This is a genomic window from Methylobacterium soli (genome assembly GCF_008806385.1).
Lineage (GTDB): Bacteria > Pseudomonadota > Alphaproteobacteria > Rhizobiales > Beijerinckiaceae > Methylobacterium > Methylobacterium soli.
Genome location: NZ_VZZK01000002.1, coordinates 219,876 through 244,669, shown reverse-complemented (window position 1 = coordinate 244,669; position 24,794 = coordinate 219,876). Strand labels below are relative to the sequence as shown.

The 24,794-nt window shown below is 71.5% G+C and carries 28 protein-coding genes; 15 read left to right on the top strand and 13 right to left on the bottom strand.

The features are described from left to right. Nucleotides 1–80 precede the first annotated feature (80 nt). Both F6X53_RS03295 and F6X53_RS03290 read right to left on the bottom strand, forming a co-directional pair. A complete protein-coding gene (locus F6X53_RS03295) occupies nucleotides 81–365 on the bottom strand; it encodes a DUF6894 family protein (protein WP_150997194.1) in 285 nt (94 codons plus the stop codon). Nucleotides 366–563: 198 nt separating this feature from the next. Continuing rightward, entirely contained in the window at nucleotides 564–1,586 is a 1,023-nt protein-coding gene (locus F6X53_RS03290) for an LLM class flavin-dependent oxidoreductase (RefSeq protein WP_150997192.1), read from the bottom strand. A 233-nt stretch (nucleotides 1,587–1,819) separates the two neighbouring features. Between F6X53_RS03290 and F6X53_RS03285 the strand changes: the two genes are divergently transcribed. Then, nucleotides 1,820–3,022, top strand: a complete 1,203-nt coding sequence (locus tag F6X53_RS03285; protein ID WP_150997190.1) for a pyridoxal phosphate-dependent aminotransferase — start codon at nucleotides 1,820–1,822, stop codon at nucleotides 3,020–3,022. A 519-nt stretch (nucleotides 3,023–3,541) separates the two neighbouring features. Further along, on the top strand, nucleotides 3,542–3,838 hold the full coding sequence (locus tag F6X53_RS03280; RefSeq protein WP_150997188.1) for a hypothetical protein: 297 nt from the start codon (nucleotides 3,542–3,544) through the stop codon (nucleotides 3,836–3,838). 62 nt (nucleotides 3,839–3,900) lie between these two features. Here F6X53_RS03280 and F6X53_RS03275 read toward each other — a convergent pair whose 3' ends face one another. Next, nucleotides 3,901–4,479: a type 1 glutamine amidotransferase domain-containing protein gene (locus F6X53_RS03275; protein WP_150997187.1), complete on the bottom strand. Its 579-nt coding sequence runs from the start codon at nucleotides 4,477–4,479 to the stop codon at nucleotides 3,901–3,903. Nucleotides 4,480–4,629: 150 nt separating this feature from the next. On the opposite strand from F6X53_RS03275, the gene F6X53_RS03270 reads away from it, so the two are divergent. Beyond that, complete coding sequence (locus F6X53_RS03270; protein ID WP_150997185.1) at nucleotides 4,630–4,851, top strand: hypothetical protein; 222 nt, start codon at nucleotides 4,630–4,632, stop codon at nucleotides 4,849–4,851. Nucleotides 4,852–4,860: 9 nt separating this feature from the next. Here the strand turns inward: F6X53_RS03270 and F6X53_RS03265 are convergent, their stop codons facing one another. Then, on the bottom strand, nucleotides 4,861–5,250 hold the full coding sequence (locus tag F6X53_RS03265; RefSeq protein WP_150997183.1) for a hypothetical protein: 390 nt from the start codon (nucleotides 5,248–5,250) through the stop codon (nucleotides 4,861–4,863). A 331-nt stretch (nucleotides 5,251–5,581) separates the two neighbouring features. Between F6X53_RS03265 and F6X53_RS03260 the strand changes: the two genes are divergently transcribed. After that, entirely contained in the window at nucleotides 5,582–5,791 is a 210-nt protein-coding gene (locus tag F6X53_RS03260) for a cold-shock protein (protein WP_150997391.1), read from the top strand. 192 nt (nucleotides 5,792–5,983) lie between these two features. Further along, entirely contained in the window at nucleotides 5,984–6,220 is a 237-nt protein-coding gene (locus F6X53_RS03255) for an AsnC family transcriptional regulator (protein WP_150997181.1), read from the top strand. 105 nt (nucleotides 6,221–6,325) lie between these two features. Here F6X53_RS03255 and F6X53_RS03250 read toward each other — a convergent pair whose 3' ends face one another. Next, a complete protein-coding gene (locus tag F6X53_RS03250; RefSeq protein WP_150997178.1) occupies nucleotides 6,326–7,147 on the bottom strand; it encodes an inositol monophosphatase family protein in 822 nt (273 codons plus the stop codon). A gap of 382 nt (nucleotides 7,148–7,529) precedes the next feature. On the opposite strand from F6X53_RS03250, the gene F6X53_RS03245 reads away from it, so the two are divergent. Beyond that, nucleotides 7,530–8,003: a DUF6101 family protein gene (locus tag F6X53_RS03245; protein WP_150997177.1), complete on the top strand. Its 474-nt coding sequence runs from the start codon at nucleotides 7,530–7,532 to the stop codon at nucleotides 8,001–8,003. 6 nt (nucleotides 8,004–8,009) lie between these two features. On the opposite strand, the gene ubiA is transcribed toward F6X53_RS03245, so the two are convergent. Further along, complete coding sequence (gene ubiA, locus F6X53_RS03240) at nucleotides 8,010–8,948, bottom strand: 4-hydroxybenzoate octaprenyltransferase (RefSeq protein ID WP_150997175.1); 939 nt, start codon at nucleotides 8,946–8,948, stop codon at nucleotides 8,010–8,012. A gap of 201 nt (nucleotides 8,949–9,149) precedes the next feature. Continuing rightward, complete coding sequence (locus tag F6X53_RS03235) at nucleotides 9,150–9,617, bottom strand: hypothetical protein (protein WP_150997173.1); 468 nt, start codon at nucleotides 9,615–9,617, stop codon at nucleotides 9,150–9,152. A gap of 332 nt (nucleotides 9,618–9,949) precedes the next feature. Here F6X53_RS03235 and F6X53_RS03230 point away from each other — a divergent pair, with 332 nt between their 5' ends. The 6 genes from F6X53_RS03230 to F6X53_RS03205 all read left to right on the top strand — a co-directional run bounded on the left by F6X53_RS03230 (nucleotide 9,950) and on the right by F6X53_RS03205 (nucleotide 14,770). After that, nucleotides 9,950–10,702, top strand: a complete 753-nt coding sequence (locus F6X53_RS03230) for a 16S rRNA (uracil(1498)-N(3))-methyltransferase (protein ID WP_150997171.1) — start codon at nucleotides 9,950–9,952, stop codon at nucleotides 10,700–10,702. 297 nt (nucleotides 10,703–10,999) lie between these two features. After that, nucleotides 11,000–12,367 (top strand): glutamate--cysteine ligase, encoded by a 1,368-nt coding sequence (locus tag F6X53_RS03225; protein WP_150997169.1) that lies wholly within the window; start codon nucleotides 11,000–11,002, stop codon nucleotides 12,365–12,367. A 155-nt stretch (nucleotides 12,368–12,522) separates the two neighbouring features. Then, complete coding sequence (locus tag F6X53_RS03220; protein WP_150997167.1) at nucleotides 12,523–13,113, top strand: hypothetical protein; 591 nt, start codon at nucleotides 12,523–12,525, stop codon at nucleotides 13,111–13,113. 185 nt (nucleotides 13,114–13,298) lie between these two features. Then, nucleotides 13,299–13,724 (top strand): hypothetical protein, encoded by a 426-nt coding sequence (locus tag F6X53_RS03215; protein ID WP_150997389.1) that lies wholly within the window; start codon nucleotides 13,299–13,301, stop codon nucleotides 13,722–13,724. A 108-nt stretch (nucleotides 13,725–13,832) separates the two neighbouring features. Beyond that, nucleotides 13,833–14,063, top strand: a complete 231-nt coding sequence (locus F6X53_RS03210; protein WP_150997165.1) for a sulfurtransferase TusA family protein — start codon at nucleotides 13,833–13,835, stop codon at nucleotides 14,061–14,063. A 134-nt stretch (nucleotides 14,064–14,197) separates the two neighbouring features. Next, nucleotides 14,198–14,770 (top strand): NUDIX domain-containing protein, encoded by a 573-nt coding sequence (locus F6X53_RS03205; RefSeq protein ID WP_150997162.1) that lies wholly within the window; start codon nucleotides 14,198–14,200, stop codon nucleotides 14,768–14,770. Nucleotides 14,771–14,962: 192 nt separating this feature from the next. Here the strand turns inward: F6X53_RS03205 and F6X53_RS03200 are convergent, their stop codons facing one another. Then, a complete protein-coding gene (locus tag F6X53_RS03200) occupies nucleotides 14,963–15,709 on the bottom strand; it encodes a WecB/TagA/CpsF family glycosyltransferase (protein WP_150997160.1) in 747 nt (248 codons plus the stop codon). Between the two features lie 74 nt (nucleotides 15,710–15,783). Here F6X53_RS03200 and F6X53_RS03195 point away from each other — a divergent pair, with 74 nt between their 5' ends. Continuing rightward, nucleotides 15,784–16,569: a polysaccharide deacetylase family protein gene (locus F6X53_RS03195; RefSeq protein WP_150997158.1), complete on the top strand. Its 786-nt coding sequence runs from the start codon at nucleotides 15,784–15,786 to the stop codon at nucleotides 16,567–16,569. Between the two features lie 6 nt (nucleotides 16,570–16,575). Here F6X53_RS03195 and F6X53_RS03190 read toward each other — a convergent pair whose 3' ends face one another. The 3 genes from F6X53_RS03190 to F6X53_RS03180 form a co-directional block, all read right to left on the bottom strand. Continuing rightward, nucleotides 16,576–18,057: a GumC family protein gene (locus tag F6X53_RS03190; RefSeq protein ID WP_150997156.1), complete on the bottom strand. Its 1,482-nt coding sequence runs from the start codon at nucleotides 18,055–18,057 to the stop codon at nucleotides 16,576–16,578. 355 nt (nucleotides 18,058–18,412) lie between these two features. Beyond that, complete coding sequence (locus F6X53_RS03185; RefSeq protein WP_150997154.1) at nucleotides 18,413–19,498, bottom strand: glycosyltransferase; 1,086 nt, start codon at nucleotides 19,496–19,498, stop codon at nucleotides 18,413–18,415. Further along, a complete protein-coding gene (locus F6X53_RS03180; protein ID WP_244965512.1) occupies nucleotides 19,495–21,678 on the bottom strand; it encodes a glycosyltransferase in 2,184 nt (727 codons plus the stop codon). The genes F6X53_RS03185 and F6X53_RS03180 overlap by 4 nt, the downstream gene beginning before the upstream one ends. 53 nt (nucleotides 21,679–21,731) lie before the next feature. Between F6X53_RS03180 and moaB the strand changes: the two genes are divergently transcribed. After that, nucleotides 21,732–22,286 carry a molybdenum cofactor biosynthesis protein B gene (moaB, locus tag F6X53_RS03175; protein ID WP_150997152.1) on the top strand — a complete coding sequence of 185 codons (555 nt, stop codon included), beginning with the start codon at nucleotides 21,732–21,734 and terminating at the stop codon, nucleotides 22,284–22,286. Nucleotides 22,287–22,344: 58 nt separating this feature from the next. On the opposite strand, the gene F6X53_RS03170 is transcribed toward moaB, so the two are convergent. Further along, nucleotides 22,345–22,866 carry a hypothetical protein gene (locus tag F6X53_RS03170; RefSeq protein WP_150997150.1) on the bottom strand — a complete coding sequence of 174 codons (522 nt, stop codon included), beginning with the start codon at nucleotides 22,864–22,866 and terminating at the stop codon, nucleotides 22,345–22,347. 182 nt (nucleotides 22,867–23,048) lie between these two features. Here F6X53_RS03170 and F6X53_RS03165 point away from each other — a divergent pair, with 182 nt between their 5' ends. After that, the gene (locus F6X53_RS03165; RefSeq protein WP_150997147.1) at nucleotides 23,049–24,161 is read left to right on the top strand and encodes a PA0069 family radical SAM protein; all 1,113 of its coding nucleotides are present in this window, start codon (nucleotides 23,049–23,051) and stop codon (nucleotides 24,159–24,161) included. Between the two features lie 4 nt (nucleotides 24,162–24,165). Here F6X53_RS03165 and F6X53_RS03160 read toward each other — a convergent pair whose 3' ends face one another. After that, nucleotides 24,166–24,765: a ribonuclease HII gene (locus F6X53_RS03160; RefSeq protein WP_150997145.1), complete on the bottom strand. Its 600-nt coding sequence runs from the start codon at nucleotides 24,763–24,765 to the stop codon at nucleotides 24,166–24,168. Nucleotides 24,766–24,794 lie beyond the last annotated feature (29 nt).

The window sequence follows — 24,794 nt, the reverse complement described above, 5'->3', positions numbered from 1 at the left end:
GAGGGCGCGATCATGCGATGAGCTGAGGGCCTGCTGCTCCTGGGAGCGGCAGGCCCTCGTCGTTTCGGCCGACAGATCAGTCAGTCACAGGAGGCCGTGGCCAGTTCCGGGCTCACCACGAAGTCGCGATCCCGGCACCAATGCGTCCGGATCGTCATCGAGACCGTGCAGAGCGGCTTGCCGTTCTCATTGCGCACCACGGCGCTCAAGGGCGCCTCCCGCCCCTCGGCGGTCGCGATGCGTGCGAGGTCGTGCAGGGTTGCGACGGCGAATTCATGCGCGCTCAGGTCGTCGAGAACGATCACGCCTTCCGCGTCCTGATGATGTCGGGATCCGACGGAAGCGTCGATGAAGTAACGGGGCATGGTCTCTCCCACTCGCGTTACCCAACGAGCTAACACCCCGCGGCCGGCGGCCGCATTAACGTGTGTGCCATGGAAACGTTCGATGCCGCCTCTCGACCGGGTGGAGGCGCGCCCCCGACCTCGCCCCCACGCGCGAGGCCGTGGGCCCTCGCGCGGCCCGCGCATCGAGGTCGCGCAAAGGCCTGCGGCCGCCCCGTCTCAGGCCGCATCCCGCGCCGCGCCGAGACCGCAAGCCTCGGCGATCAGCGCATAGGATCTCTGCCGCGCCGCCTGATCGTGGATCGCGGAGAAGATCATGATCTCGTCGGCCTGCGTTGCCCGCGCGAGCGCATCGAGGCTGGCGCGCAGGGTCCCCGGTCCGCCGACATGGAGCTTGGCGCGGCCCCGCGCGATGCGGGCCCGCTCGGCCTCCGAATACGGGTAGGCCTCGGCCGCGGCGAGGCTCGGGAGCGGCGCGTACTCGCCCCGCTCCCGCCGCAGGGTCGCGAGCTGCGAGCTCAGGGCCAGGCGCTCGGCCTCGGCGTCATCGGGCGCGCAGACCGCCGCGATCGCCAGGATCGCGTGCGGGCGCTCCCGCCAGCGCGAGGGCCGAAACAGGCGCCGGTAGGCCAGCATCGCCTGCTCCGCGTCGAAGGCGGCGAAATGCTGCGCGAAGGCGAAGCCCATCCCGATCTCGGCGCTCAGATGCGCGCTGTAATCGGACGAGCCGAGGAGGAAGAGCGGCGGCAGCGGCACGCCCGCGGGCATCACTTCGACGCTGCGGAACGGGTGGCCCTCGGGGAATCCCCCCGTCTCCCACGCCAACAATTCCTGCAGGCGCTCCAGGAAGTCGTCACCCCCGCGCGGAACCTCCCGGCGGCGGAGCGCCTGCGCGGTGATCCCGTCGGTGCCGAGCGCCCGACCGAGCCCGAGATCGATCCGGCCCGGGAAGAGGGCCTCCAGCACCTTGAAGCGCTCGGCCACCATCAGGGGCGCGTGGTTGGGCAGCATGATGCCGCCGGAGCCGACCCGGATCCGGCGCGTCGCCGCCGCGATCTGCCCGATCATGATCTCCGGCGCGGGACTCGCGACGGAGGGCAGCGCGTGATGCTCGGCGAGCCAGTAGCGGCTGTAGCCGAGCCCGTCGACGTGGCGGGCGAGGCTCAGGGAATCCTGCAGCGCCTGCGCGGGGCTCGCGCCGGCATTCACGAAGGACAGATCGAGGACGGAGAGGGGAAGCATGACGCTCAGGTGGGGATCGGGCGATGCCGACGCGAGGCTCCGCGGCACGCTGCGGCATGCGCGGGGTGCAACCTTGCGCCCTGCGCACGGGCCCGCCGCGGCGCGCCACCGTCACGCATGACAAAGCGCCGATTCCCCGTGGCCCGCACCTTGCCCGCATGGATTGCCGCGACTAGGGTCCGCGCCGCCTCGAACAAGGCACATCTCATCACATTTGATCGGAGTACCACCCCATGGGCTTTCTCGCCGACGCCCTCTCCCGCGTGAAGCCATCCGCGACCATCGCGATGACGCAGAAGGCGCGCGAGCTGAAAGCGCAGGGGATGGACGTGATCAGCCTGTCGGTCGGCGAGCCCGATTTCGACACGCCGGACCACATCAAGGAAGCGGCGACCGAGGCGATCCGGCGCGGCGAGACGAAGTACCCGCCCGTTTCCGGCATCAACCCGCTGCGCGAGGCCATCGTCAAGAAGTTCAAGCGCGAGAACGGCCTCGACTACAAGGTCTCGCAGACCATCGTGGGCACCGGCGGCAAGCACGTCATCTACAACGCGCTGCTCGCCACCCTGAACCCGGGCGACGAGGTCGTGATCCCGCGTCCCTACTGGGTTTCCTACCCGGAGATGGTGATCCTGTGCGGCGCGACGCCGGTCTTCGCCGAGACCGACATGGCGCATGATTTCAAGCTCCAGCCGGAGGAGCTCGAGCGGGTCATCACGCCCAAGACCAAGTGGATCATCCTCAACTCGCCGTCGAACCCCTCGGGCGCCGCCTATTCGCGCGATGAGCTGAAGAAGATCACCGACGTGCTGATGCGCCATCCGCATGTCTGGGTGCTCACCGACGACATGTACGAGCACCTGACCTACGGCGACTTCGAGTTCGTGACCCCGGCCCAGATCGAGCCCGGCCTCTACGAGCGCACGCTGACCATGAACGGCGTCTCGAAGGCCTACGCGATGACGGGCTGGCGCATCGGCTACGCGGCCGGTCCCGAGACGCTGATCAAGGCGATGGACTTCGTCCAGGGCCAGCAGACCTCGGGCGCCTCGTCCATCTCTCAATGGGCGGCGGTGGCGGCGCTCGACGGCACGCAGGAGCACCTCAAGCGCTTCAAGGCGGCCTTCCAGGAGCGGCGCGACCTCGTGGTCTCGATGCTGAACCAGACCAAGGGGCTGCAATGCCCGACGCCGGAGGGGGCCTTCTACGTCTACCCGTCCTGCGCCGAGACGATCGGGCGCAAGGCCCCGTCCGGCAAGACCATCGAGACGGACGAGGATTTCGTCACGGAATTGCTGCAGGCGGAGGGCGTCGCCGCCGTCCACGGCTCGGCCTTCGGCCTCGGCCCGAACCTGCGCATCTCCTACGCGACCTCGAACAAGACGCTCGAGGAGGCCTGCAACCGGATCCAGCGCTTCTGCGGCTCGCTTCGCTGAGGCACCGAATCCGCCCCTCTGACCGATCGTAAAAGCCCGGCGCGGATCGCGCCGGGCTTTTTCGCGCCAGCGCCTCGGACCGGACTTCGCGCAGGCGGATCGTCACAGCACCGCTGAATTCTCCGTGATCGGTTGCCGGCTCGCCCGGAGACCCCTACATCGGCTCTCCCCGGCCACCGATGCGCCCGATGGTTTCGCGAGCCCTCTCGGGCCTGCGTGGTGGCGGGGCCGGCAGTGACGGGACGGCGCGGACCAGTTCTCTGCGCTCCTCCTGTGAGGCTTAGTGGGCCGAGCAGCTGCAGGCGTGTCGTGATCGCGGGGAACAGGAACCGCGGGTCTCGGCGCATGGCCCACATCGTTTTCCGCATTGCCCGGCCGCAGGGCCGCCTCCGGCTCCTGCCTCATTCCGGGACCCGCGACCGCCCGGCCGGTAGCGACATCATTCACGATCCTGCGTGAAGATTGCGAAGGCCGGGAAACCGGCCGCGTACCCCTCGCGTTCTCTCGGGTCTGACCACCATGCGGCGCCTCCTCTCGGGTGGCATCAAGGCGATCCTGGCGATTGCCGCCCTCTCCACCGCGGCCCATTGGGCCATGCGCGTCCAGCGCGCCCCGAACGGGTCGGCGTCGACGGTCGCCGCTCTGCCGGACCCCGTCACGACGGGCTCGATCGAGCCGCGACGGGTCGAGCGTGCCGCCGAGGCCGCGCGGCCCGTCATTGCCGCGCGCGGGCTCGACCAGGACCACCTTTCGGCCCTGATCGCCAGCACGACGGGCGACAAGGCGAAGCCCCAGAAGGCCGTCGCCAAGCGCTGAAGGCCGCGCCCGTCCCGGAGGACGCCCGTCCTCGCCGGAGGCCGGACGGCTCAGACCGCCTCTTAGGCGGCGAGCTGGCGCGGTGCGTGGCCGCCTTCCTGCACCTCCTCGATGATCTTGGCCGAGAAGGCGTCGAGATCGCCCGGGTTGCGGCTCGTGATGATGCCGTGATCGGTCACGACGGCCTCGTCGCGCCAATTCCCGCCCGCATTGATCACGTCGGTCTTGATCGAGGCGTAGGAGGTCAGGTCCCGGCCCTTGGCCGCCCCGACCTCGACCAGGAGCCAGGGGGCGTGGCAGATCGCGGCCACGACCTTGCCGGAGGTCAGGAAGGTCCGGATCACCGCCAGGGCCGTCTGCTCCAGGCGCAGCTTGTCGGGGTTGATCTGGCCACCGGGCAGCACGAGGGCGTCGTAATCGGCAGGGTCGATGCTCTCGAGATCCTTGTCGACCGCGACGTTCTTGCCCCAATCGGTCTTGTCCCAGCCGCGGATCGATTCCCGCGCCTCGCGGGATTTCGGCGCCACCACGTGGACCGTGGCGCCCGCCTCCCGCAGCTTGCTCTGCGGCACCGTCAGCTCGGTCTCCTCGAAACCGTCGGTCGCGAGAATCAGGATCTTCGCCTGCTTGATGTCGGCCATGGCCGTTCCTCCGGAACATGTTGATCTGCAGGCGCAACAGGGCGGACTCGCCGAGGTTCCGGCAGGGCAGGGCTGCCCGATGCCGCACGGAACCTTGGGAGTGGGGCGTGGTTTGTCCCACATACCCCCACATCTGAGAGGAGGCTTCGCATGGCCAATCCAGGCCTTCCGACCCCCGAACCCACGCCCGGCGGCGGCATTCCGGGCGATCTCCCGCCCCCGCCCCCGCCCGATGAGCTGCCGGATACCGGCCCGACCGGTCCGCGCACGCCCTATCCGGTCAACGATCCCGGCATCGACGAGCCCGCCGGTCCCGGCTCGGAGCCGGATTACCTGCCCGGCACCCCGACCGATCCCGGCGTGCGGATGTAGCCGTTCGCCCTAATGGCCCCCGTGCGAGGCGCGCACGTCGCGCGGGGCGTTGAGGATCTCGGAGAGGCTCGTCGCCACGTGGCGGGCCTCTTCGTCCGTCAGGCGCAGCTGAAACGGCGGAAGCGCCCCGGCCTGGAGGGCGACCACGGCCTGGCCCTGCTCGTCCGTTCCGACCTCGATCGCCGAGGAGGTGACGTCGAGCATGGCGATCTCCTCATCGGTGAGGTCATCCGGCAATTCGCCGTCATCGGGCTCGTCGATCGCGGTAAGCAACTGGCCCACGGCACGCACGAGGGCGCGGGCAGCCCGGGCATCCATCACGACGGCGGTCGCCTGATCGTCCTTCTGAAACGAGAGCTGAATGTTCGCGCCTTCGAGAGAAACCGAAATACCCGCCATGGATCGCCTAAATGCCTCAAACCGAATTCTTATATGTACCTCAGACCGAGAAAATCACAGAGCGCGCCAATGCGTTCCCCAGCCTTGCCGCACCCTCGATGCGAGCCCGGCGATAGGCTGAGGCGGGGCCAGACCCGCGAGTTTCGACACCCCCGCCTTGTTGCCGCCGCACGAAGAGCCTACATAAGGATCCGGGGGGCAAACAGCTGAGACGGACGCTCGATGGTCCCGTGTCTCACGCCCCGCCATCCGTCAGATAACGGAAGAAGCCGTGGCGCTCGCGTCGAGCAGACGAGAGCCCGTGGCCATTGGACGATACGAGGTTCTATTCGTGAATACCGGCACTGTTAAGTGGTTCAATGAGACCAAGGGCTACGGCTTCATTCAGCCCGATGACGGCGGCAAGGATGTGTTCGTGCACATCTCGGCTGTCGAGCGCGCTGGGATGCGCAATCTCGTCGAAGGTCAGAAGGTCTCCTACGAGATCCTGACCGACAAGCGCAGCGGCAAGGACGCGGCAGGCAACCTGCAGGCGGCCTGAGGCCCCCGGCGCCAGCCCTTCCGGGGCTGGCGTCACCAGCGGCCGTCGCCCGAACGGCTCACACCTTCCGACGCTGGTCCTTCCTCACGGAGGCTCGCGCCGGATGGCCAACGCCATCACAATAACCAGAAACGACGTCGGACTCCGCCATCGCGCGGATATCCGAACGAAGAGAAGACAAGAAGAAAAGACATGTTGTTCGAGTACACCCGGCGCCGCGGCGCCCGCTCGCCCGTCACCGACGCGGCGACCTTCAAGGTGGATCGCCTGAAGCAGGCCTCGACGTCCGGAAATCCGCACGTCGATCTCAGCCACCTCATCGATCGTTCCTACAATTACCATTCCCCCCGCGAGCTGCGCTGGCATCTCGCCGACCGGCTCGGGCTGACGCCCAAAGCGGTCGCGCTTCGCGAGGCGGGACACGCCTGATCGTTCGAACCGGCATCCCGGCCTCGCTGATGCGAGGAGCCGGGAGGCCCAGACGGGCCAAGGGCCCGCGAATGGCCTGGGAGCGACAATTCCGGGAGTTCGCCCCTATGCCAGCGCGGCGACGGCCGCGGGGCGCAGAGCCGTCGGCAACGCGAGCAATTCGCCGTGCACCGGCTCCGGGCGGTTATACGTCGTCGGGTGCCCGGCGAGGTCGCAGACCGTGCCGCCCGCCTCGCGCAGGATCAGGTCGGCGGCCGCCAGATCCCAGTCCCGTGCATCCTTCGAGACGAGGCCGATATCGATCGAGCCCTCGGCCACCCGCGCGACGCGAAGCGCCAGGGACGGTACCCGCTCGATCTGCACGAAGGCCGGATCCACGCCGTCGCGCGCGACGCCGCGCGTCAGCCGGTCGAGCATCGGCTTCGGCCCCGTCACCCGCGCCTCGCTGAGCCCGGCCCGGGTCGAGACCGCGATCGGCGCCCCGTTGCAGGTGGCACCAAATCCCGCCACAGCCTCGTAGAAGCGCGCGCCCGCGGGCGCGTGCACGAAGCCGACCAGCGGCGCTCCGCCCGACAGCAGGGCCACCGCGATCGACCAGTCGGGATGCCCCGACAGGAAGGCCCGGGTGCCGTCGATCGGGTCGACGATCCAGACGAGGTCGTGGCCGAGCCGGACCGGGTCATCCCGCGTCTCCTCCGAGAGCCAGGCGGCATTCGGCACGAACTGGCTCAGGCGGACCTTCAGGAAGGCGTCGACCGTGACGTCGGCCTCCGTCACAGGCGATCCGCCGGCCTTCGACCAGATGCGCGCCTTCGTCTGCCCGCCCGCCCGGAAGTAGGGGAGGGCGAGGGAGGCCGCTTCGCGGATCGTCTCGCGCAGGGCAGGCATCAGCGCCTGCACGGCCTCGGGGGACAGGGTGTCGGGCATGGAATTCCGGTCTTCGAGAGTCACGGGCTGTCGCGAGGGGACGGGAGGTAAAGCGGGCTTGGACGGAATCGTTGCGGGCAGATCGAGCGGGATAAGCCGTACGGCGCAGAGCCGTTCCTGGCCATCCGCCCGAACTCGAGCTTAAGCTTCAGCCTGATTCGTCACAAGGATTCGTCCGCAGAGTCGGATACGCCCGTCTTGTCGCAATCCCGGCAAGGAAGTGTTGAGCATTCCCGCCACAAACCCGGCATCCACTTTCGCTTAACGCTCACTCTTAAGCTGGTCTGAGGGGGTTAGACGCGATTTTGCTTGGCATAACGGACGGCCTGACAGAGGCCGCCACTTGCAACAGGGCGTCAGGCAGATGAACACTTATCAGACCATGAACGCACATGTTCCTGCGGAGGTCGCGCTGAGCCACTTCGCCGTCATCCCCTCGCCGCTCCCCGTGATCGGCGCCGCGGCCCACGCCAGCAAGGCGGCCGGCATCGCCCTCGCCTTCGCCAACGAAGCCGCGGAGAGCTGCGGCGAGGACCGCTTCTCCCTGATCCTGGTGGATGCCGAGGGCGAGGCGCTCTCCCGCCTCGGTCCCTTCGCGGAGGAGGATGTGGTTGCGATCTGGCGCGACCTTGCCGCCAAGACCGGCCTGCCGCGCATGATCGTCCGGGAGGACGGGGTTCTGAGCCTCGTCTCGCAGCAGCTCGGCCGCGTCGCCCTCGGCACCACGCGCCTGCGCCGCCGCCACGGGCTCCTGGGCGATCGCCGCCCGCGCTTCCTGACGCGCCGCAAGACCGGCCGCCTTCCGGTTCGCCCCCAGATCCACCGGGGCGAGAACGAGATCATCGCCCGCAGCTGAGGCGGATCAGGCGGCCCAGCCCTGGCTGAGGGTGTCGGCAACAAGCCCGAGGAACAGGATCAGCCCGGCATCCCGGTTCGAGCGGAACAGCGCGAGGGCGCCTTGGCCGTCGCGCTCCCGGAGCCTCAGGACCTGGCGCCCCAGATGGGCGGCAAACAGCGCGACCCCGATAAACCCGATCGGCCCGACGCCGGCGCCCCGCGCGGCGAGCGCGATGCACAGAACCGCGGCCCCGTAGCAGAACCCGACCGCGAGGCGCAGGCGCCCCCCGAACAGCCGGGCCGAGGACCGGATCCCGGCGATCTCGTCATCCTCGATATCCTGCACGGCGTAGATCGTGTCGTAGCCGATGACCCACGCGATGGCGCCCGCGTAGAGCCAGCAGGCCGGCGCGGCGAGCGCGCCGAACACCGCGACCCAGCCCATCAGCGCGCCCCAGGCGAAGGCGAGGCCGAGCACCAGTTGCGGCATCGACATCACCCGCTTCATGAACGGGTAGATCGCCACCGGCAGGAGCGAGGCGATGCCCACGAGGATCGCCGTGGCGTTGAATTGCAGCAGCACCGCGAGCCCCACCAGGGCCTGAAGCACGAGGAAGCCGGCCGCGGCCCTGGTGCTCACCTGCCCCGAGGGCAGGGGCCGCGAGCGGGTGCGCGCCACCTGCGCGTCGAGGTCGCGGTCCGCGATGTCGTTGTAGGTCGAGCCCGCCCCCCGCATGGCGACGGCGCCGATCAGGAAGAGGAGCAGGTGCCCAGGATGGGGATAGGGCGCGCCCGCCTTCGTGGCCGCGAGCGCGGCCGACCACCAGCAGGGCAGCAGGAGGAGCCACCAGCCGATCGGCCGGTCGACGCGGGCGAGGCGCAGAAAGGGCCGCAGCCGCCGCGGTGCGAGACGATCGACCCAATGTCCCGAGACTGCGTCCGCAACGCGCCGGTCCTCAGCCATCCCGCCGCTCACGCGAGGCACCGGGCGGCGGGACGGGACGAGCGGATCGGGATCATGGCAGGACCACAGGATTCACGGACGGCGCCGGACGCCGCTGTCCGGCTCCGCCATCCGTCGAGGCGAGGCGCAAGCCTCGGGGCCCAGGATGGGTACCGCGTTTTCGGCGACGCCGCATCCGCGACCGAGCCCGGGAGAGGCGGGTCAGAGCGCGCCCTGCGGCATCTTGAAGGAGCCGGTGAGACCCGGGCCGCCGAGCAGGCCGCCGCCGCCGCCGCCGTTCTGGGCCTGGGCGCGAGCCTGCGCTTCCATCTTGGTCGCCTGGGCCGCGACCGAACAGATCTTGGTGCGGATGCCCGACACCTTGACGTGGTCCGTCTTGAATCCCTCGGCGAAGGAATCGGGGATCGAGCACCATTCCTTGTTGGCGGCGATCCACTTCACGCCCTCTGCGCCGTTCGCCTGGAGCTTGCCGAACAGGGCGCAGGCCTCCTGCGGGGTCATCTTCTTCTTGGAGTTCGTGGCCGAGTTCGCCTTGGCGACGAGGTCCTTGCGCGCCTGCAGGGTCTTCTGGATCTCGCCGCACTCGGCCGTCTGCGCGAAGGCGGACGTGCTGATCAGGAGGATCCCGGCGATCGCGCCGGCCGCCGTCGCGATGGTTTTCGTGAGCATTGCGTCGATTCCTCTCTCGCCACTCGCAGCGGCCGCGCCATGTGCAGGGACCGGGCCGCGCGCGGAACCCGAAATCCACCGCCCATCGGGCGTGGAGTCCGATTCCGATTTCCGCGGGGCGCGAGACCCGTTCTGCTGTCCCGTTGTCCTGGGGCCCGGTTCTGCATAGGAATGTGGCGTCATTCGAGCCGCAAACCGGCAGCTCTCATCCCCGGTGGGAAGAAGCCCAAAAACCCGCGTCCGTAACGTTTTTGCAACGTTCCGGCGGGCGCTCGTGGAACCCGGCCGGTTCGCGCGTTGACAGGCCCGGCAACGCGCGCGACGAGACCGCCATGGCCGCCTACGATTTCACCGCGCCGCGCCTCTTCGTCGAGGCGGATCTCGCTGCCGGCGCGCGCCTGCCCCTCGACCGGGCGCAGGCGAACTACCTCCTCAACGTCCTGCGCCGGAAACCGGAGGATCCGGTCCTGCTGTTCAACGGCCGGGACGGCGAGTGGCGCGCCCATCTCGACCCGACGGGACGCAAGAGCGCGGATCTCGTCCTGGCCGCACGCACGCGTCCGCAGCCGGCCCGCGCCGACCTGCATTACCTGTTCGCGCCCCTGAAGAGCGCCCGCCTCGATTACCTCGCGCAGAAGGCCGTCGAGATGGGGGCGGGCACGATCCGCCCGGTCCTCACCCGCTACACACAGGGCGAGCGGCTGAAGCCCGAGCGCCTGCGCGCCAACGCGATCGAGGCGGCCGAGCAATGCGGCATCCTGGCGATCCCGTCCTTGCCGGAGGCCGCGCGGCTGCCGGCCGCGCTCGCCGATCTCGAGCCGGAGCGCCTCCTCGTCTTCTGCGACGAGGCGGCGGCCGTCGCCGATCCGGTGGCGGCCCTGCGCGCGGCCGCGGATCCGGACGCGCCCCCGCCGCTCGCCGTCCTGATCGGTCCAGAAGGCGGGTTCGCGCCGGAGGAGCGCGCGATGATTCAGGAGCGCCCGAATTCTGTCGGGCTCTCCCTCGGGCCGCGCATCCTGCGGGCCGACACGGCGGCCGTGGCGGCGCTCGCCCTCGTCCAGGCCGTCCTCGGTGACGCGCGCTGAAGAGGGCGGAGCGGCGTGCGTCCGCGCACATCGGGCGCCGCGGGCCGGGGTTGCGCCGTGCACGGTGGAGCTCCGCGCGACAGGTCCGCGCTCGGCCCGCGTTGTCGCGCCTTGCGGGGTGGATTAAGGACACGACATCCCGCTGAGAGGGGCTCAACCGTACCGAGAATCTTTCGCGAAACTACCCGTGCACTGGCCGCATCTACAGATGAGGCCGCGTGGGCGGAGGTTTGGCGAGGCTTCTGAGGTCGATGTCGCCTCGGCTTCCGCCCATCGATTCCGCAGACGAGGCAGCGCATGGCGCGCGATACGTCCGACACGACCCCGCTGACCAGGCGCGCCGAGCTGATCGCCTGGTTCGCCGCCGGCGAGAAACCGCGCGAGAGCTTCGCGATCGGCACCGAGCACGAGAAGATTCCCTTCTATCGCGAGACCCACGCCCCCGTGCCCTATGCGGGCGAGACCGGGATCCGCGCCCTCCTCGAAGGCCTTGCCCGCGAGACGGGCTGGGCCCCGATCCTGGATGCCGGCAACGTCATCGGCCTCGCGGCCGAGGCGGGCGGCGCCATCTCAATCGAGCCGGGCGGCCAGTTCGAGCTCTCCGGGGCCCCGCTCCCGGATGTTCATGCCACGGTGCGGGAACTCGGCGAGCACCTGAGCGCCACGGCGCGCGCCGCCGACCCCCTCGGCATCGGCTTCCTCGATCTCGGCATGAGCCCGAAATGGACGCGGGAAGAAACCCCCGTGATGCCCAAGAGCCGCTACAAGATCATGGCGGGCTACATGCCGAAGGTCGGCAGCCTCGGCCTCGACATGATGCTGCGCACCGCCACCGTTCAGGTGAACGTCGATTTCTGCTCGGAGGCCGACATGGTGCGCAAGATGCGCGCGTCGCTCGCCCTCCAGCCCGTCGCCACCGCGCTCTTTGCCAATTCTCCCTTCACGGACGGCCGCCCGAACGGCTTCCTGTCACGCCGCTCCGAGATCTGGCGCGACACCGACGCCGACCGCACCGGCATGCTGCCCGAGGCGTTCGAGTCCGGCTTCGGCTACGAGACCTATGTCGACTGGCTGCTCGACATGCCGATGTACTTCGTCAAGCGCGGCGACACCTACCACGACGTCTCGGGCGCCTCCTTCCGCGACCTGATGGCCGGCAAGCTGGCGCAGCTCCCGGGCGAGTACGCGACCGTCTCGGATTGGGCCAACCACGCCTCGACGGCCTTCCCGGAGGTGCGCCTCAAGCGCTTCCTCGAGATGCGCGGCGCCGATGTCGGCGGCCCCGAGATGATCGCCGCGCAGGCCGCCTTCTGGACCGGCCTGCTCTACGATGAGGTTGCGCTCGACGGGGCCCTCGACCTCGTGAAGGGCTGGAGCGCCGCCGAGCGCGAGGCGGTGCGGGCCACGGTGCCGCGCCTCGGCCTCGCGACGCCGGTCGCCGGCCGCAGCATCGGCGCGGTGGCGGCGGAGGCCCTTGCGCTGGCGCGGGCGGGTCTGCAGCGGCGTGGCCGGCGCGACGCGTCGGGCCGCGACGAGACGATCTACCTGCAGCCCCTGGAGGCGATCGTCGCGGCCGGGCGCTCGCGGGCCGAGGAGCGGCTCGCCGATTACGAGGGGGCGTGGCAGCGTTCGGTCGAGCCGACCTTCGCCGACTGCGTGTTCTGACCCTTCGACGGGCGTTGCGAATCCTGCGAGCGTGCCGGCACCGGAAGCCGTGAGGCCCGGCGAGTCGGATCGGCCGCCCCCGCGCGGGGCGCGATCCGGCGGCCTGGCGATTGGCTGACGCATCCCTCGAGCCTTTCGCACGGAGCCATCCTCTCATGTCGCGTCTCGCGAGCACCACCCTGGCGGCCGCCGCCATCCTCTGCGCCTCGTCCGTCGTCTCGGCGCAAGCCGCGCCGCTTCCCGCGCTCAACGGGGTGCAGGTCGCCGGCCCGAAGGTCCAACTCGAACAGGTCGATTGGCACGGCGGCCGCGGCTACGCGCGCGGCGGCTACGGCCATGGCGCCGGCGGGTTCGGACGCGGTTACGGCGGGCGCGCCTTCGCGGGGCAGGGCCGCTACGGCGCCCATGCGGGCCGCGGCTACGGCGGCTACGGCCGGGGCGGCTTCGGATATCGGGGCGGCTACGGGGGCTACGCCGCACGGGGCGGCTACGGGTACCGGGGCGGCTGGGGCGGCGCCGTCGCGGGCGCGGCCGCCGGCACGGCGCTCGGCCTGATCGGCGGCGGCATCGCGGCGGCCTCGGCCGCACCGGTTTACGACGGCGGCTACGGTTACGGCGGCTACGGGTATGGCGGCTATTCCGGCGTGGGCTACGGCTATGGTACCTCTGGCTACGGCACCTCCGGCTACGGGTACGCGGCCCCGGCCTACGGCTACGCCTATCCGAGTTGCGGCTGCGGCTATTGAGCCTTCATCGCGGCCGGCCGCGTGGCAGCCGGCCCGCCCCGATCCTGCGGCATCGGCGGCAGCAGGCGCCGCGCATCGGTGCGTGAGCGCACCCGCAACGTGGCCGGTCCGCGACGCAAGCGGAACGGAAGGCCGGTTGCGCCGTTCCTAGGGGCACGATGACATCCATCCTGGAGATCACGCCCATGTCGCGCATCCTGTCCCTGGCCCTGGCGGGCACCGCCGCCGTCGGCCTCTCGGCTGCCTCCTTCACCCCCGCCGAGGCGGCGCCCCTCCCGGCCCTGAACGCGGCCCAGGTCGGCGGCCCGGCCTCCCATGTCGATCAGGTCCGCTGGCGCGGCGGCTACGGCTACGGCGGTTACCGTGGCGGCTATCGCGGCTACGGCTATCGCCGCAATGTCGGCGGCGCCCTGGCGGCGGGTGCGGCTTTGGGCATCATCGGCGGTGCAATCGCGGCGAGCTCCGCCCCGCGCTACGGCTACTACGACGGCTATTACGGCGCGGGCTACGGCGGCTACGGCTACCCGGCCTATGGCTACAGCTATCCCGCCTACGGCTACGGTGGCGGCGGCTACGGGTACGGCTACCCGGCCTACGGCTACGGCTACTGAGCCGACCGGACCGGCCGGGGCCTGACAGGCACCGGCCGCATCGTCTACAAGCCCCGTCGCCGGCAGGCGCCGTCGGCGGGGTTTTCACATTCCGGTGAGGCGGCGGGGATGATCGAACTCGACCTCAGCGGTTTGAAATGCCCCTTGCCGGTCCTGCGCACCCGCAAGGCGCTGCGAACGCTCGCGCCGGGCGCCGGCCTGATCGTGACCTGCACCGATCCGATGTCGGCGATCGACATCCCGAACCTCGTGCGCGAGGAGGGGGACCGCGTCGAGGCGCAGGAGCGCCGCGCCGAGGCTGTCCGCTTCACCATCCGGCGGGCCGGCGGGCCGGCCTGATCGCGGGTTTCCGGCGCCGCGCCGAATCCACCGGTCTTCCGCCTCATTCATGCGCCATCTCGCCGCTAAAGCCCGGCGCGATCGGGCTCCGGACGCGCCGCGGCCCTCGCGACACCGCCGGCGGGAGACTGGCCATGGCACCCATCATCCGCGGCACCCGCATCGTGCATGACGGCTGGAGTCGCTTCCTCGTCGCGGACGTGACGATGCCGGACGGCACGCGCCTCAAGCGCGAGATCGAGGATCACGGCCGCGCGGTGGCGGTGCTGCCCTACGACCCGGACCGTCGCCTCGCGATCCTGATCTCGCAGTTTCGCGCCCCGGCCTTCTACGCCGACGGCACCACGGAGATGCTGGAGGCCCCGGCCGGCCTTCTCGACGAATCCGAGCCGGAGGAGGGCGCCCGGCGCGAGGCCTACGAGGAGACCGGGCTCAAGCTCGGCGCCCTCGAGAGCGTCGCGCGCGCCTGGAGCATGCCGGGCATCTCCACCGAGCAGATGGATCTCTACCTCGCGCCCTTCGCGGAGGCCGATCGGTCAGGGCCGGGCGGCGGGCTCGCCGACGAGCACGAGGCCATCACGGTGCACGAGGTCCCGTTGGCGCGGCTGGCGGCCATGAGCGACCGGGGCGAGATCACGGACATGAAGACGCTGCTCCTCGTGCTGGCCCTGCGCCTGCGCCGTCCCGGCCTGTTCCCGGAGGCCTGAGCGCGCAATCTGCGCGGACGACATCCTCCAGATCAGCGCTAGCATTCGTGGCGATGTCTCAATTGAGGATTGTCGTTGTGTTGGCAAGCATGGCAACGCGGGCGCTGCACGAAGGGTTTCGGCAACATTCATCGCGCATGGTCGTGCGCCATGAACCGCGATCGCGATCACGCCCCGAGACCAGGACGCGGCCTAGCGGGCGGCGCTGTCGCGGGCGTTGGCCAGGATCCAGACGAAGCGCCAGGATCGCACGAAGTAGCGGTGGAACAGGCGCTGCGGCGCGTGCAGGAAGCGGAACAGCCATTCCAGGCCAGCACGCTGCATGAGGCGCGGGGCCCGGGGTGCGAGGCCCGCCGCCACCGTCAGCGCATCGCCGACCGAGAGCACCACGGGGGCGCCGAGCGCCGCGCCCTGCCGGTCGACCCAGATCTCGGATTTCGGGGCGCCGACGCCCATCAGCAGGAGGGTGGTGCCGTGGCTGCGCACGGCGTCCGCGAGGGCGCAACTGTAGGCGGCATCCGTCTCGAAGCCGAAGGGCGGCGCCGCGACGGCGACATCCTCGGGGGCGAGGCCCGCGCGCACGAACAGCGCGCGGATCCGGTCGCCCACCCGGGTGCTGGCGCAGAGCACGAAGACGCGCCGGCCCGGAACCTGCGGCGCCGCGACGGCGCAGGCCAGGAGGTCGTGCCCCGTCACCCGGATGGCGTCGTAGCACCCGCCGAGCCGCGCGAGCCAGACCAGCGGCATCCCGTCGAGGGTTCGGGCCGCCGCCCCCTGATAGGCCTTCCTGAAACCGGGGTTTTCGGACAGAACGATGATGTGATCGACATTCGCCGTCACCACGAGGCGGGGCAGCGTGCAGGGCTTGGCCTCCGCCTCAGCGAGCACCTCGGCTGCCGTGCCGGTGGAAAAGACGTGTCCAAACAGCCTGACGCTCATGCCGCGACTTTCGTGGAGACCCGTGCGGGACTGGGAGCGATGACGGTCGTGGCCGGCGGGATGGGAGTGGTCGCGTGACCGATGGTGCCGCGCCCAGCATCGAGCAGGGCTGGTCCACCGGCTTCGACCGGTTGCTGTCGCGGTTCCTGGCGCGCTGCGTTCCGGCGCGTCAGGTGCTCCTGACCGGACCGGGCCCGGTGGCGAGCATCACCTTCGACGACGTCTCGGATTCGGCCGCCACGGTCGGCGCCCCGCTTCTGGAGCGCGACGGCCTGCGGGGGACCTTCTACGTTGCGGCGGAATGGTGCGGGCTGCAGGACCGTTACTGGCGCGTCGCCGGCCGGTCCGAGATCCGCGCCATCGCGCAGGCCGGTCACGAGATCGGTTGCCACACGGCCCGGCACGTGAACGTGCAATCCCTCGCCCTGCGGGACCTCGCCCGCGAATGCGACCGCAGCCGCGATCTCCTGGGCGAGATCTGCGACGTCGATCCCCGCCATTTCTGCTATCCGTTCGGTGATATCGGGCTTGCCCAGAAGCGCTACCTCGCGAGCCGTTTCGTCACCTGCCGCTCCATCTACGAGCGCCTCAATGTCGGCCAGGTCGATCCCGCGCTGCTCGGTGCCGTCGGGCTGTTCGATGCGAGCTATCGGCGCGAACGGCTCCTTGCCCTGGTCCGCCGGACCGTGGCCACCCGCGGCTGGCTGATCCTCTATACCCACGACGTCTCCCCCGATCCAACCCGAATCGGCACCTCGCCGCGCCTCCTCGCGGAAGCGCTCGCCGTCCTGGCCGATCACGGCGTGCCCGTCCTCACCATGTCGGAGGCGGCACGCCATCACGGTCTCCCGGCCGCCTGACGTCGTTCAGGCGTCGGCGGCGCGAAAGCTGCGGGCCGCCCGCTCCGGCACCCGGGCGGCGCGACGACGGTCGCGGTCGGCGCCGAGCATCAGGGCGATCGCGGCTCCGAGCGCCATCCCGAGGAACAGGGCGATGGGCAGCACGATCTTCGGCGAGGGCGGCCAGTTGCGCAACCGCGCGGGCGTGGCGGGCGAGATGATGCGCACGTTGGTGGTGTTCAGCCGCTCCTGCTCGCTCGCCTCCCGGGTCCGGCGCAGGAAGGCCTCGTAGACGCCGCGGCGCGCTTCCACCACGCGCTCCAGCTCGCGCAGGCCGACATTGGCGCGGTCGCTCGTGGCGGTCTCGGTCTTGACCCGCCCGAGATTGTTGCGGATCGCCGCCTCGCTCGCGGCGGCGCGGTCGTAATCCTTCTGCGTGGTCTCGATGATCCGCTCCTTCTCGCGCTGGATCAGGCGCTGGAGGTCGCGCTGCTGGGCGTATTGCTCGGCCATGGCGGGATGGCGCTCGCCGAGGCGGGTGGCGAGCTCAGCGGTGTTGCGCGAGAGGGTGGCGTATTGCTGGCGCAGGGCCTGCATCTCGAGGGATTGGAGCATCTCGGGCAGCGCGGTCCCGGCGTCGCCGTTCTTCATCTTGCGGGCCTGATCGAGGCGGGCGCGGGCCTCCGCGGCCTTGATCGAGGCGGTGACGAGCTGCTGGTTCAGGTCGCCGAGCTGCTGGTCAGTGAGCAGGCGGCCGCTGGAGGAGACGAGCTTGTTGTCCTCCCGGTACTTCACGGCGCGGCTCTCGGCCTCCTCCACGCCCTGGCGAAGGGTGGCGAGGCGGGCATTCAGGTTGTCGAAGGCGCGCTTGGCGGCCTCGGTGCGGGCACCGGCCTCCTCCGCGAAATACGCCTCGCCGATGGCGTTGGCGATGCGCGCCGCCTTCTCGGGATCCTGCGACTGGAAGAAGACGTCGATCACGAAGGTGCGCTCGGCCCGGCGGACGCCGAGCTTCTGGCGCAGGTTGTCGAGGGCGATGTTGATCGGATCGCGACTGGAGGGCGGCGGCACCATCCCGAGGGCGCGCTTGACCGCCAGGATGGCCGGATTGGCCGAGTCCGGGCGGGCGAACTCGTCGTCCTTGTCGAGGCCGAGCCTCACCACCACCCGGCGCAGCACGTTGTCGGATTGGACCACGCGCACCTGGCTCTCGACGATGGAGACGCCGCTATCGGCCTGGGGTGTGCGGGCCGTCACGTCGTTGTCCACGAGGCGCAGGTCCGACGGGTCGATCAGGATCTGGATGCTGGACGTGTAGGTCGGCGTCAGCAGGCCCAGACCCGCCACCGCCACCGCCACCATGAACAGGCCGCCGAGCAGGATGAAGCTGCTGCCGCGCCAGAGACGCCGGAGGATGACGCGCGGGCTCGGGCGCTGGGCCGGCGGGACTGCCTTCGGCAGCACCACCTCCACAGGCTCGCCGCGCGTGGGCGTCGTGAAATCGAACATCTGGCTCGTTCCCTGACCTGGACACCGCCGGGACGGTCCGGCCGCTGCGTCGTCCCGTTCCGCCCTGTCGCGATTCCGTGCCGGGCTGGCACAGGGTTCGAGGGGGCGGCATCGGTCGTTCGACGCATCGCAACCGTCATGCCGGAAAGTTAGACCACTTTACGACAGGCGTGTCTTCCGTATTGGTCCGGAAAACGGTGTACATTCCCATAGGTGCCCATTAGTCGGTCGTTAAGACTAACATTGGGTCGGTCGATTTGTATGGTCGCGCTACATTCAATCTGGGGCTGTGGTCTTGTGCCGCGGGCAAAAGTGTTTCCCAACCGCGCGTAACCCTCCGCGCTGCCGGTTTGTCTCAGCCCGGCGGAACGGTGCCGCCCGCCGCGTAGGCGCCGGGCCCCTCGCTCAGGAAGCTCCGGAAGCGCTCCGCATCCGCCTCCGCCAGGGCGTTCCAGCGCACGACGTTGGCGCGCGCCGCCTCGGCCGCGCGCCCGAGATCGCCGCCGCGGATCCAGGCGCCCACCCGCGCGGCGGAATCCGCCGGGGCTTCGGGGCGGATGAAGAGGCCGGACCGGCCCAGCACCTCGCGGAAGACCGGCCCTTCCGGGGCGATCACCGGAAGGCCGCCATGCTGCACCTCGAGCAGGGGAAGCCCCAGCCCCTCCGCCTTCGAGGTCGAGATGAGGGCGTGGCAGCCTTCGGCGAGGCGGCGCAGGCCCTCATCGTTGACGTAGCCGTGCAGGGTCAGGAAGGGCGGCGGCGCGTCCAGGAAGGCGTGCCGGCCCCAGCCGACCCGCCCGACGAGGTGCAGCTCCGTCGGCAGGCCGGCGGCGTTCAGGGCCCCCGCCAGCGCGAGCGCCGCCGGGTAATCCTTGCGCGGCTCGATCGTCCCGATGGCGAGGAGCCGCAGGGGCCGGCCCGGCGCGAAGGCGGCCGGCCCCGCCGAGGCGCCGAGCCCGAACACGTCCGGGACGGCCGGCCTCAGGAGCACCACCAGGGCGCCAGGCGCGCAGACCGCGCGCAGGGCCTCCCCGGTGGTCCGGGAATTCACCAGGAACCGGCGGCCGTAGCGCATCGCCAGGCGGAAGCTCGGGGCCATGTAGAGCCGGCTCTTCCAGCTCAGATCCTGCGGCCGGGTGATCAGGAAGGTGTCGTGGACGTAGAGGAGGCAGCGCTCCCCGAGCAGGGCGCAGAGGGGCCCGGGCGGGAAGCCGGGCAGCAGGAACAGGGCGGAGCGGTCGGCGAGGCCGCGCAGCGGAAGGCCGAATTGCTGCGCGGCGATCATTCCGGGCAGGCTGGCGCTGCGCAGGAGGCGCACGGCGTGGGGCTGCAAGCGCTCCGGCGCGAACAGGTCTCTGGCGACCCGCTCGATGCCCGTGACGTGGCCGCGCAGGTGGGTCTGGTCGACGTAGATCCGGCGGGATCGCCCGGGCGCCGTCATCGTCCGCTCCCGGCCGGGCGCAGGCCGCGGTTCAGCCCGCGCCCGAGGCTGCGGCGCAGGCTCACCGAGACGAAGCGCGCGCGCCGGATCCAGAGGGGGAGGTTGCGGCCGAACACCGCCTTCTTGGCGCGCCTCAGGCGGCGCACCAGGGCGGAGGAGGGGGCCTGCACGGTCCCGGCCGCCCCCGGATGGCGTTCCACCGCGAAGGCGAAGCGGCCGAGCATCGCGGGAACGAAGCGCGGGCGAAGCTGGGATTCGGGCAGGAGGCCGCGCCCCGCCAAAGCGGCGTGGAGGGTCAGGGCCGAGGCCGCGTGGCTGAAGCGGTTCTCGAGGGCGATGCGCGCGAAGGCGCCGAGACGGCGGCGGGCGGGCTCGTCGCGGATCAGCTCCGCGAGCGCGCGGGCCAGGGCGCCGGGCTCGGGCGGCACCAGCCGGCCGCTCACCCCGTCGATCACCGCTTGGGTCAGGCCGCTCACCGCGTAGGCGAGGGTCGGCGTGCCGCACAGGCCGGCCTCGACCGGGACCTGCCCCAGCGTCTCGACGCGGCTCGCGCTGACATGGAGGTCGCAGGCGCCGTACCACGCGGCGAGCCGGGCCTCGTCCGCGATCAGCCCGGGCGCGAACAGGTTGGGCAATCCGAGACGGGCCGGATCGTCGAGCCGCCCGATCCCCACGAAGCCGACGCCCGGGCCGGCGACGCTGCGCAGCGCCGCCAGGAGGTCGGCGAAGCCCTTGCTGGGCGCGTCCACGATGACGGCGGAGAACAGGATCAGGCAATCGCCGTCCGGCAGCCCGAGCGTGCGGCGCAGGGCCCCGCGATCGCCCGGGCGGAACACGCCGCTCGGGAAGGCGAGGGTGATCTCGGCGATGTCCGTGCCGGCCGGCGCGTGGAGCCGGGCCTGCCGCGCCGTCCAGGCGGAATTCGCGAGGAGCAGCGGGGCCCGCATCCCCGCGAGCAGCCGGCGCTTCGCCGCGTGGACGGCGCCGATACGGGACCGGGCGAGCTCCGGATACTGGTCCGGGGTCGGGCAGCCCGCATCGCAGCCCGTCGCGAGGCGGGGGCAATCGCCCGGGCTGGCGCAGCGCCCGGTGAGCGGGAAGAAATCGTGCAGGACCTGCGCGACCGGGAGCCGCGCGCCCAGCGCATCGAGGATGTCGAGGCTGCGCGTCGCCCCGTGCAGGTTGCCGGCGATGACGAGATCGTGGTGCCCGCCCAGGATCGCGGCCTCGGTCCGCGGAAAGCGGTCGGTCCATTCGGCTGCCGCCGCCGGGGATTCGTCGGTGAGCCGGAACGCACTGACGCGATGGCCCGAGAGCGCGAGGGCCTCCGCCAGCCGGCGCTGCCCGATGCCGGCGCCGCCCTCGGAGCCGGCTCCGGTGAGCGAGACGATCGACAGGCCGGGCGGCGCGGGTTCCGCCTCGGGCGCGCGCTGCAGCAGGACCGGCCGGCCGATCCGCCGGCGCGGCTCCGGCGCGGGGTCGGCGGCCAGCCGGCCCCAGAGCTCCGCGGCGCGCCCATCCGGGGCGAGCCCGCCGGCCCGCAGGACGGCGTCGCGCGCGAACAGCATCTCGCCGCCGGTGAAGGGCAGGCCCGCATCGTCCCCGGACAAGGCGGGCACGTCGAGGCCGGAGACGTCGCGGTCGTAGAGCACGCGCAGGCCCGCGACGGCGGCGGCTCCGGTGAGCGCCGCTTCGAGGCAGAGGGCCACGAGGGCGCCGGGCGCCAGCATGTCGCCGGCGCGCAGGAACAGGAGGTAGTCGGTTGCCGCGTCATTCAGCGCCGCCGCGAGGGCGTCCTGGCCCCGCGGGCCCGCCGGTGCGAGGTCGTGGCGGGCTTCGCCGTAGCCCTGGGCCAGGACCGACGCGACGGTGTCCGCGAGGTATGGCGCTTCGCCCTCGACCCGGGTGATCACCCGCACCCGGGGCCAGGGGCGGCCGTCCGGCAGGGTGGCGGGCCGCGTCAGGCGCGACGCATCCGACCGGCCGGGCCACCCAGACACGCCGTGCGCCGGCCGGGAGGCGGGGCCGGCCGGGTCGTCGGTGGGCGGATCGTCGGGCGAGCGCATCGAGGCCGTGGCGGGACCGGGGCAGGGGGTCGCGATCGCCAATACCTTGCGCAGGAGAGATGAAGAAGCCCTTCCGCCCTCCGCGAAGGCCGCGTCCGCGCCGGGAGGCGACATCGGGCGCCCGCAGGGCCATATGCAGGCGACGCGACGCATCCGCCGAGGTTCCCATGGCCGCCGACACGACCCGCAGCTTCATCCCGCTCTCGATCGCCGTGCTGACGGTCTCGGACACGCGCCGACCGGAGGACGACCGCTCGGGCGACACCCTGGTCCAGCGCCTGACGGAGGCGGGCCACGGCCTCGCGGCCCGCGCCATCGTGCCCGACGAGGTCGCGGCGATCCGCGGGCAGGTCGAGGCCTGGGTGCGTGATCCCGCGATCGACGCGGTGATCACCACCGGCGGCACCGGCTTCACCGGCCGCGACGTCACCCCGGAGGCGCTGGAGCCCCTGTTCGAGAAGCGCATGGACGGCTTCTCGGCGGTGTTCCACCGGATCTCCTACGACAAGATCGGCACCTCGACCCTGCAATCGCGCGCCACCGCCGGGGTGATGGGCGCCACCTACGTGTTCGTGCTGCCGGGCTCGCCGGGCGCCTGCAAGGATGCCTGGGACGGGATCCTGCGCCAGCAGCTCGATTACCGCCACCGGCCCTGCAACTTCGTCGAGATCATGCCCCGCCTCGACGAGCACCTGCGGCGCGGCGCTTCCGTGACGGCGTAAGGCCCCCCGTGACGGCGTAAGCCCTGCCGTGACGGCGTAAGCCCCGCCGCGGCGGCGCTCAGTCCCGCTCGAGGCGCGCGATCAGCGGGCGCGGCCTCAGCCGCGGCGAGAAGATCGGGCCCGCAATCAGCCGCTCGCGCCGCACGAGGTCGCCGGCGCGCGCCGCCCGGACCCCGATCACCCGCTCGCCCTTGGCGGCGAGGCGCTGCGGCAGACCCGCATGGGGTCGCCGCAGCCGGGCCAGCGCGACGTCGGGCCGCACGGTGCCGACGAACCGGTCGAGGCTGCGGATCCAGCCCTCGGCCGGCACGTCGCCCGCCTCGAGGCACAGGACCCAGTCCCGGCGCGCCACGCGCGCGCCCGCCGCCCAGGGGCTCGTCCCGCGCGGGCGCACCACCACGGCGGCGCCGGTCGCCTCCGCGACCGCCTCGATCGCCTCGCTGGCCGCGCCCGCCACGATCACGGCATCGCCCACGAGCCCGGCCGCCACGCCGGAGACGAGCGCGCTCAAGGTATCCGCGAGGCGATCGATCGCGTCCGGATCGGCCGGTCGCGCCACGTGGGTCAGGGCGGAGATCATGCGCGCCCTTAACCCATTTTTGTCGTGTTGGAACAGCCCATTGCGCCGCTTTCGCCGACGCCGGGCCGCGCGCCTTCGAACGCGTGGGGGGCAGGCCGCAACCTGCCCGGAATTTAGGCGCAGACACGGCGTTTGTTCCTGTTATGTTCGAAAGATCCAGTCCGCGATCCCGTCGAGCCCGAATGTCCGTGCGCAAGCAGGCCTCATCCGAATCAGCGCCGCGCCGGCTCGCCGCGACGACGCCCGCGGCCGAGGCCCGGCGCGGGCGCGGCGCGACGGCCAATCCGGCCGGCCGCTTCGAGGCGAGCCGGCGGGAAGCGTTCGACGACGGCTGGGAGCCGGGCGAGGTCCCGCCCCGCCGCACCGAGGTGAGCCCGGAGCGGACGCGCCGGATCCTGACCCGCAACGATTCCCCCGACATCCCCTTCGACCGCTCGATCAATCCTTATCGCGGCTGCGAGCATGGCTGCGTCTACTGCTTCGCGCGGCCGAACCATGCTTATGTGGGCCTGTCGCCCGGGCTCGATTTCGAGACGCGCCTGTTCACCAAGCCCGACGCGGCGCGGCTCCTGGCCCGCGAGCTCTCGGCGCCGGGCTACAGCCCGCGCACCATCGCGCTCGCCACCGCGACGGACCCGTACCAGCCGATCGAGCGCGAGCACCGTCTCACGCGGGCGCTGCTCGCGGTGCTCGCCCGCTTCCGCCACCCGGTCGGAATCGTGACGAAATCGAACCTCGTCACCCGCGACATCGACCTCCTGGCCGAGATGGCGCGGGACCGCCTCGTCAAGGTCGCGGTCTCGATCACCACCCTCGATCCTGTCCTGGCGCGGCGGATGGAGCCGCGCGCGCCGCATCCGCGCAAGCGCCTGGAGGCGATCCGGGCGCTCAGCCAGGCCGGCATCCCCGTCATGGTGATCGTGGCCCCGGTGATCCCCGCCCTCAACGATCACGAGATCGAGGCGATCCTCGCCGCGGCGCGGGCGCAAGGGGCGGGGGAGGCGAACCACGTCCTGCTGCGCCTGCCGCACGAGCTCGACGCGCTGGTCTCGGACTGGTTCGCCGAGCATTATCCGGGTCGCCGCGAGCACGCTTTCGCGCTGGTGCGTCAGGCGCGCGGCGGCAAGGCCTACGATGCCGCCTTCGGGCGCCGCATGGTGGGGGAGGGGGCCTATGCCGAGCTGATCGCGCAGCGCATGCGCCTCGCCAAGGCACGCCTCGGCTACGCCGCCGCGCGGGTCACCCTGAACACCGAGGCCTTCGCGCCTCCGGGCGCGCAACTCGCCCTGTTCTGAGTCCTCACGGCCCGAAGGCGCGGGTGAAGCTGACGCGGTGGTGGGGGCTGCGGCCGCGCCGGCTGAGGCCGGCGAGATGCGCGGCGGTGCCGTAGCCGACATTGCGCTCCCAGGCGTAATCCGGATGGCGGCGGGCCAGCGCCCGCATCAGCGCGTCCCGCAGGGTCTTGGCGACGATCGAGGCGGCGGCGATCTGGGGCACCAGCCGGTCGCCGCCGATGACGGCCCGGCAGGCCTGGCTCAGGCCCGGGATGGGATCGCGTCCGTCGACCAGCACGGGGGCGTCGAGCCCGAGCTTCAGGACGGCGCGCCGCATGGCGTCGAGGGTAGCGCCGCGCACGTTGAGCCGGTCCACGAGGGCGCGCGAGCCCGCCGCCACGGCGACGCGGGCATGAGTCCGGATCAGGGGCGTCAGCGCCTCGCGCAGGGGCTGCTTCAGGCGCTTGCTGTCGTCGAGGTGGGCCAGGAGATCGGCCGGCAGCGCGGTGGGGTCGAACCAGACGGCCGCCACCATCACGGGGCCGCACAGGGCCCCGCGGCCGACCTCGTCGCAGCCGATGACGGCGGGGTAGCTGGCGGCGCGGGCCGGGTCGAAGGGAGGCATGGGCGGGAGCGGGGCAGGAGGGAAGCCGG

Excerpts from the sequence above, each read along its gene's own strand:
- F6X53_RS03185 (WP_150997154.1), bottom strand. The coding sequence starts at position 19,498 with ATGACGGCGCCCGGGCGATCCCGCCGGATCTACGTCGACCAGACCCAC.
- F6X53_RS03215 (WP_150997389.1), top strand. The coding sequence starts at position 13,299 with ATGTCGCGCATCCTGTCCCTGGCCCTGGCGGGCACCGCCGCCGTCGGC.
- F6X53_RS03190 (WP_150997156.1), bottom strand. The coding sequence starts at position 18,057 with ATGTTCGATTTCACGACGCCCACGCGCGGCGAGCCTGTGGAGGTGGTG.
- F6X53_RS03230 (WP_150997171.1), top strand. The coding sequence starts at position 9,950 with ATGGCCGCCTACGATTTCACCGCGCCGCGCCTCTTCGTCGAGGCGGAT.
- F6X53_RS03210 (WP_150997165.1), top strand. The coding sequence starts at position 13,833 with ATGATCGAACTCGACCTCAGCGGTTTGAAATGCCCCTTGCCGGTCCTG.
- F6X53_RS03295 (WP_150997194.1), bottom strand. The coding sequence starts at position 365 with ATGCCCCGTTACTTCATCGACGCTTCCGTCGGATCCCGACATCATCAG.
- F6X53_RS03250 (WP_150997178.1), bottom strand. The coding sequence starts at position 7,147 with ATGCCCGACACCCTGTCCCCCGAGGCCGTGCAGGCGCTGATGCCTGCC.
- ubiA (WP_150997175.1), bottom strand. The coding sequence starts at position 8,948 with ATGGCTGAGGACCGGCGCGTTGCGGACGCAGTCTCGGGACATTGGGTC.
- F6X53_RS03220 (WP_150997167.1), top strand. The coding sequence starts at position 12,523 with ATGTCGCGTCTCGCGAGCACCACCCTGGCGGCCGCCGCCATCCTCTGC.
- F6X53_RS03205 (WP_150997162.1), top strand. The coding sequence starts at position 14,198 with ATGGCACCCATCATCCGCGGCACCCGCATCGTGCATGACGGCTGGAGT.
- F6X53_RS03165 (WP_150997147.1), top strand. The coding sequence starts at position 23,049 with ATGTCCGTGCGCAAGCAGGCCTCATCCGAATCAGCGCCGCGCCGGCTC.
- moaB (WP_150997152.1), top strand. The coding sequence starts at position 21,732 with ATGGCCGCCGACACGACCCGCAGCTTCATCCCGCTCTCGATCGCCGTG.
- F6X53_RS03235 (WP_150997173.1), bottom strand. The coding sequence starts at position 9,617 with ATGCTCACGAAAACCATCGCGACGGCGGCCGGCGCGATCGCCGGGATC.
- F6X53_RS03170 (WP_150997150.1), bottom strand. The coding sequence starts at position 22,866 with ATGATCTCCGCCCTGACCCACGTGGCGCGACCGGCCGATCCGGACGCG.
- F6X53_RS03270 (WP_150997185.1), top strand. The coding sequence starts at position 4,630 with ATGGCCAATCCAGGCCTTCCGACCCCCGAACCCACGCCCGGCGGCGGC.
- F6X53_RS03285 (WP_150997190.1), top strand. The coding sequence starts at position 1,820 with ATGGGCTTTCTCGCCGACGCCCTCTCCCGCGTGAAGCCATCCGCGACC.
- F6X53_RS03200 (WP_150997160.1), bottom strand. The coding sequence starts at position 15,709 with ATGAGCGTCAGGCTGTTTGGACACGTCTTTTCCACCGGCACGGCAGCC.
- F6X53_RS03225 (WP_150997169.1), top strand. The coding sequence starts at position 11,000 with ATGGCGCGCGATACGTCCGACACGACCCCGCTGACCAGGCGCGCCGAG.
- F6X53_RS03280 (WP_150997188.1), top strand. The coding sequence starts at position 3,542 with ATGCGGCGCCTCCTCTCGGGTGGCATCAAGGCGATCCTGGCGATTGCC.
- F6X53_RS03160 (WP_150997145.1), bottom strand. The coding sequence starts at position 24,765 with ATGCCTCCCTTCGACCCGGCCCGCGCCGCCAGCTACCCCGCCGTCATC.
- F6X53_RS03255 (WP_150997181.1), top strand. The coding sequence starts at position 5,984 with ATGTTGTTCGAGTACACCCGGCGCCGCGGCGCCCGCTCGCCCGTCACC.
- F6X53_RS03245 (WP_150997177.1), top strand. The coding sequence starts at position 7,530 with ATGAACGCACATGTTCCTGCGGAGGTCGCGCTGAGCCACTTCGCCGTC.
- F6X53_RS03180 (WP_244965512.1), bottom strand. The coding sequence starts at position 21,678 with ATGTCGCCTCCCGGCGCGGACGCGGCCTTCGCGGAGGGCGGAAGGGCT.
- F6X53_RS03265 (WP_150997183.1), bottom strand. The coding sequence starts at position 5,250 with ATGGCGGGTATTTCGGTTTCTCTCGAAGGCGCGAACATTCAGCTCTCG.
- F6X53_RS03290 (WP_150997192.1), bottom strand. The coding sequence starts at position 1,586 with ATGCTTCCCCTCTCCGTCCTCGATCTGTCCTTCGTGAATGCCGGCGCG.
- F6X53_RS03275 (WP_150997187.1), bottom strand. The coding sequence starts at position 4,479 with ATGGCCGACATCAAGCAGGCGAAGATCCTGATTCTCGCGACCGACGGT.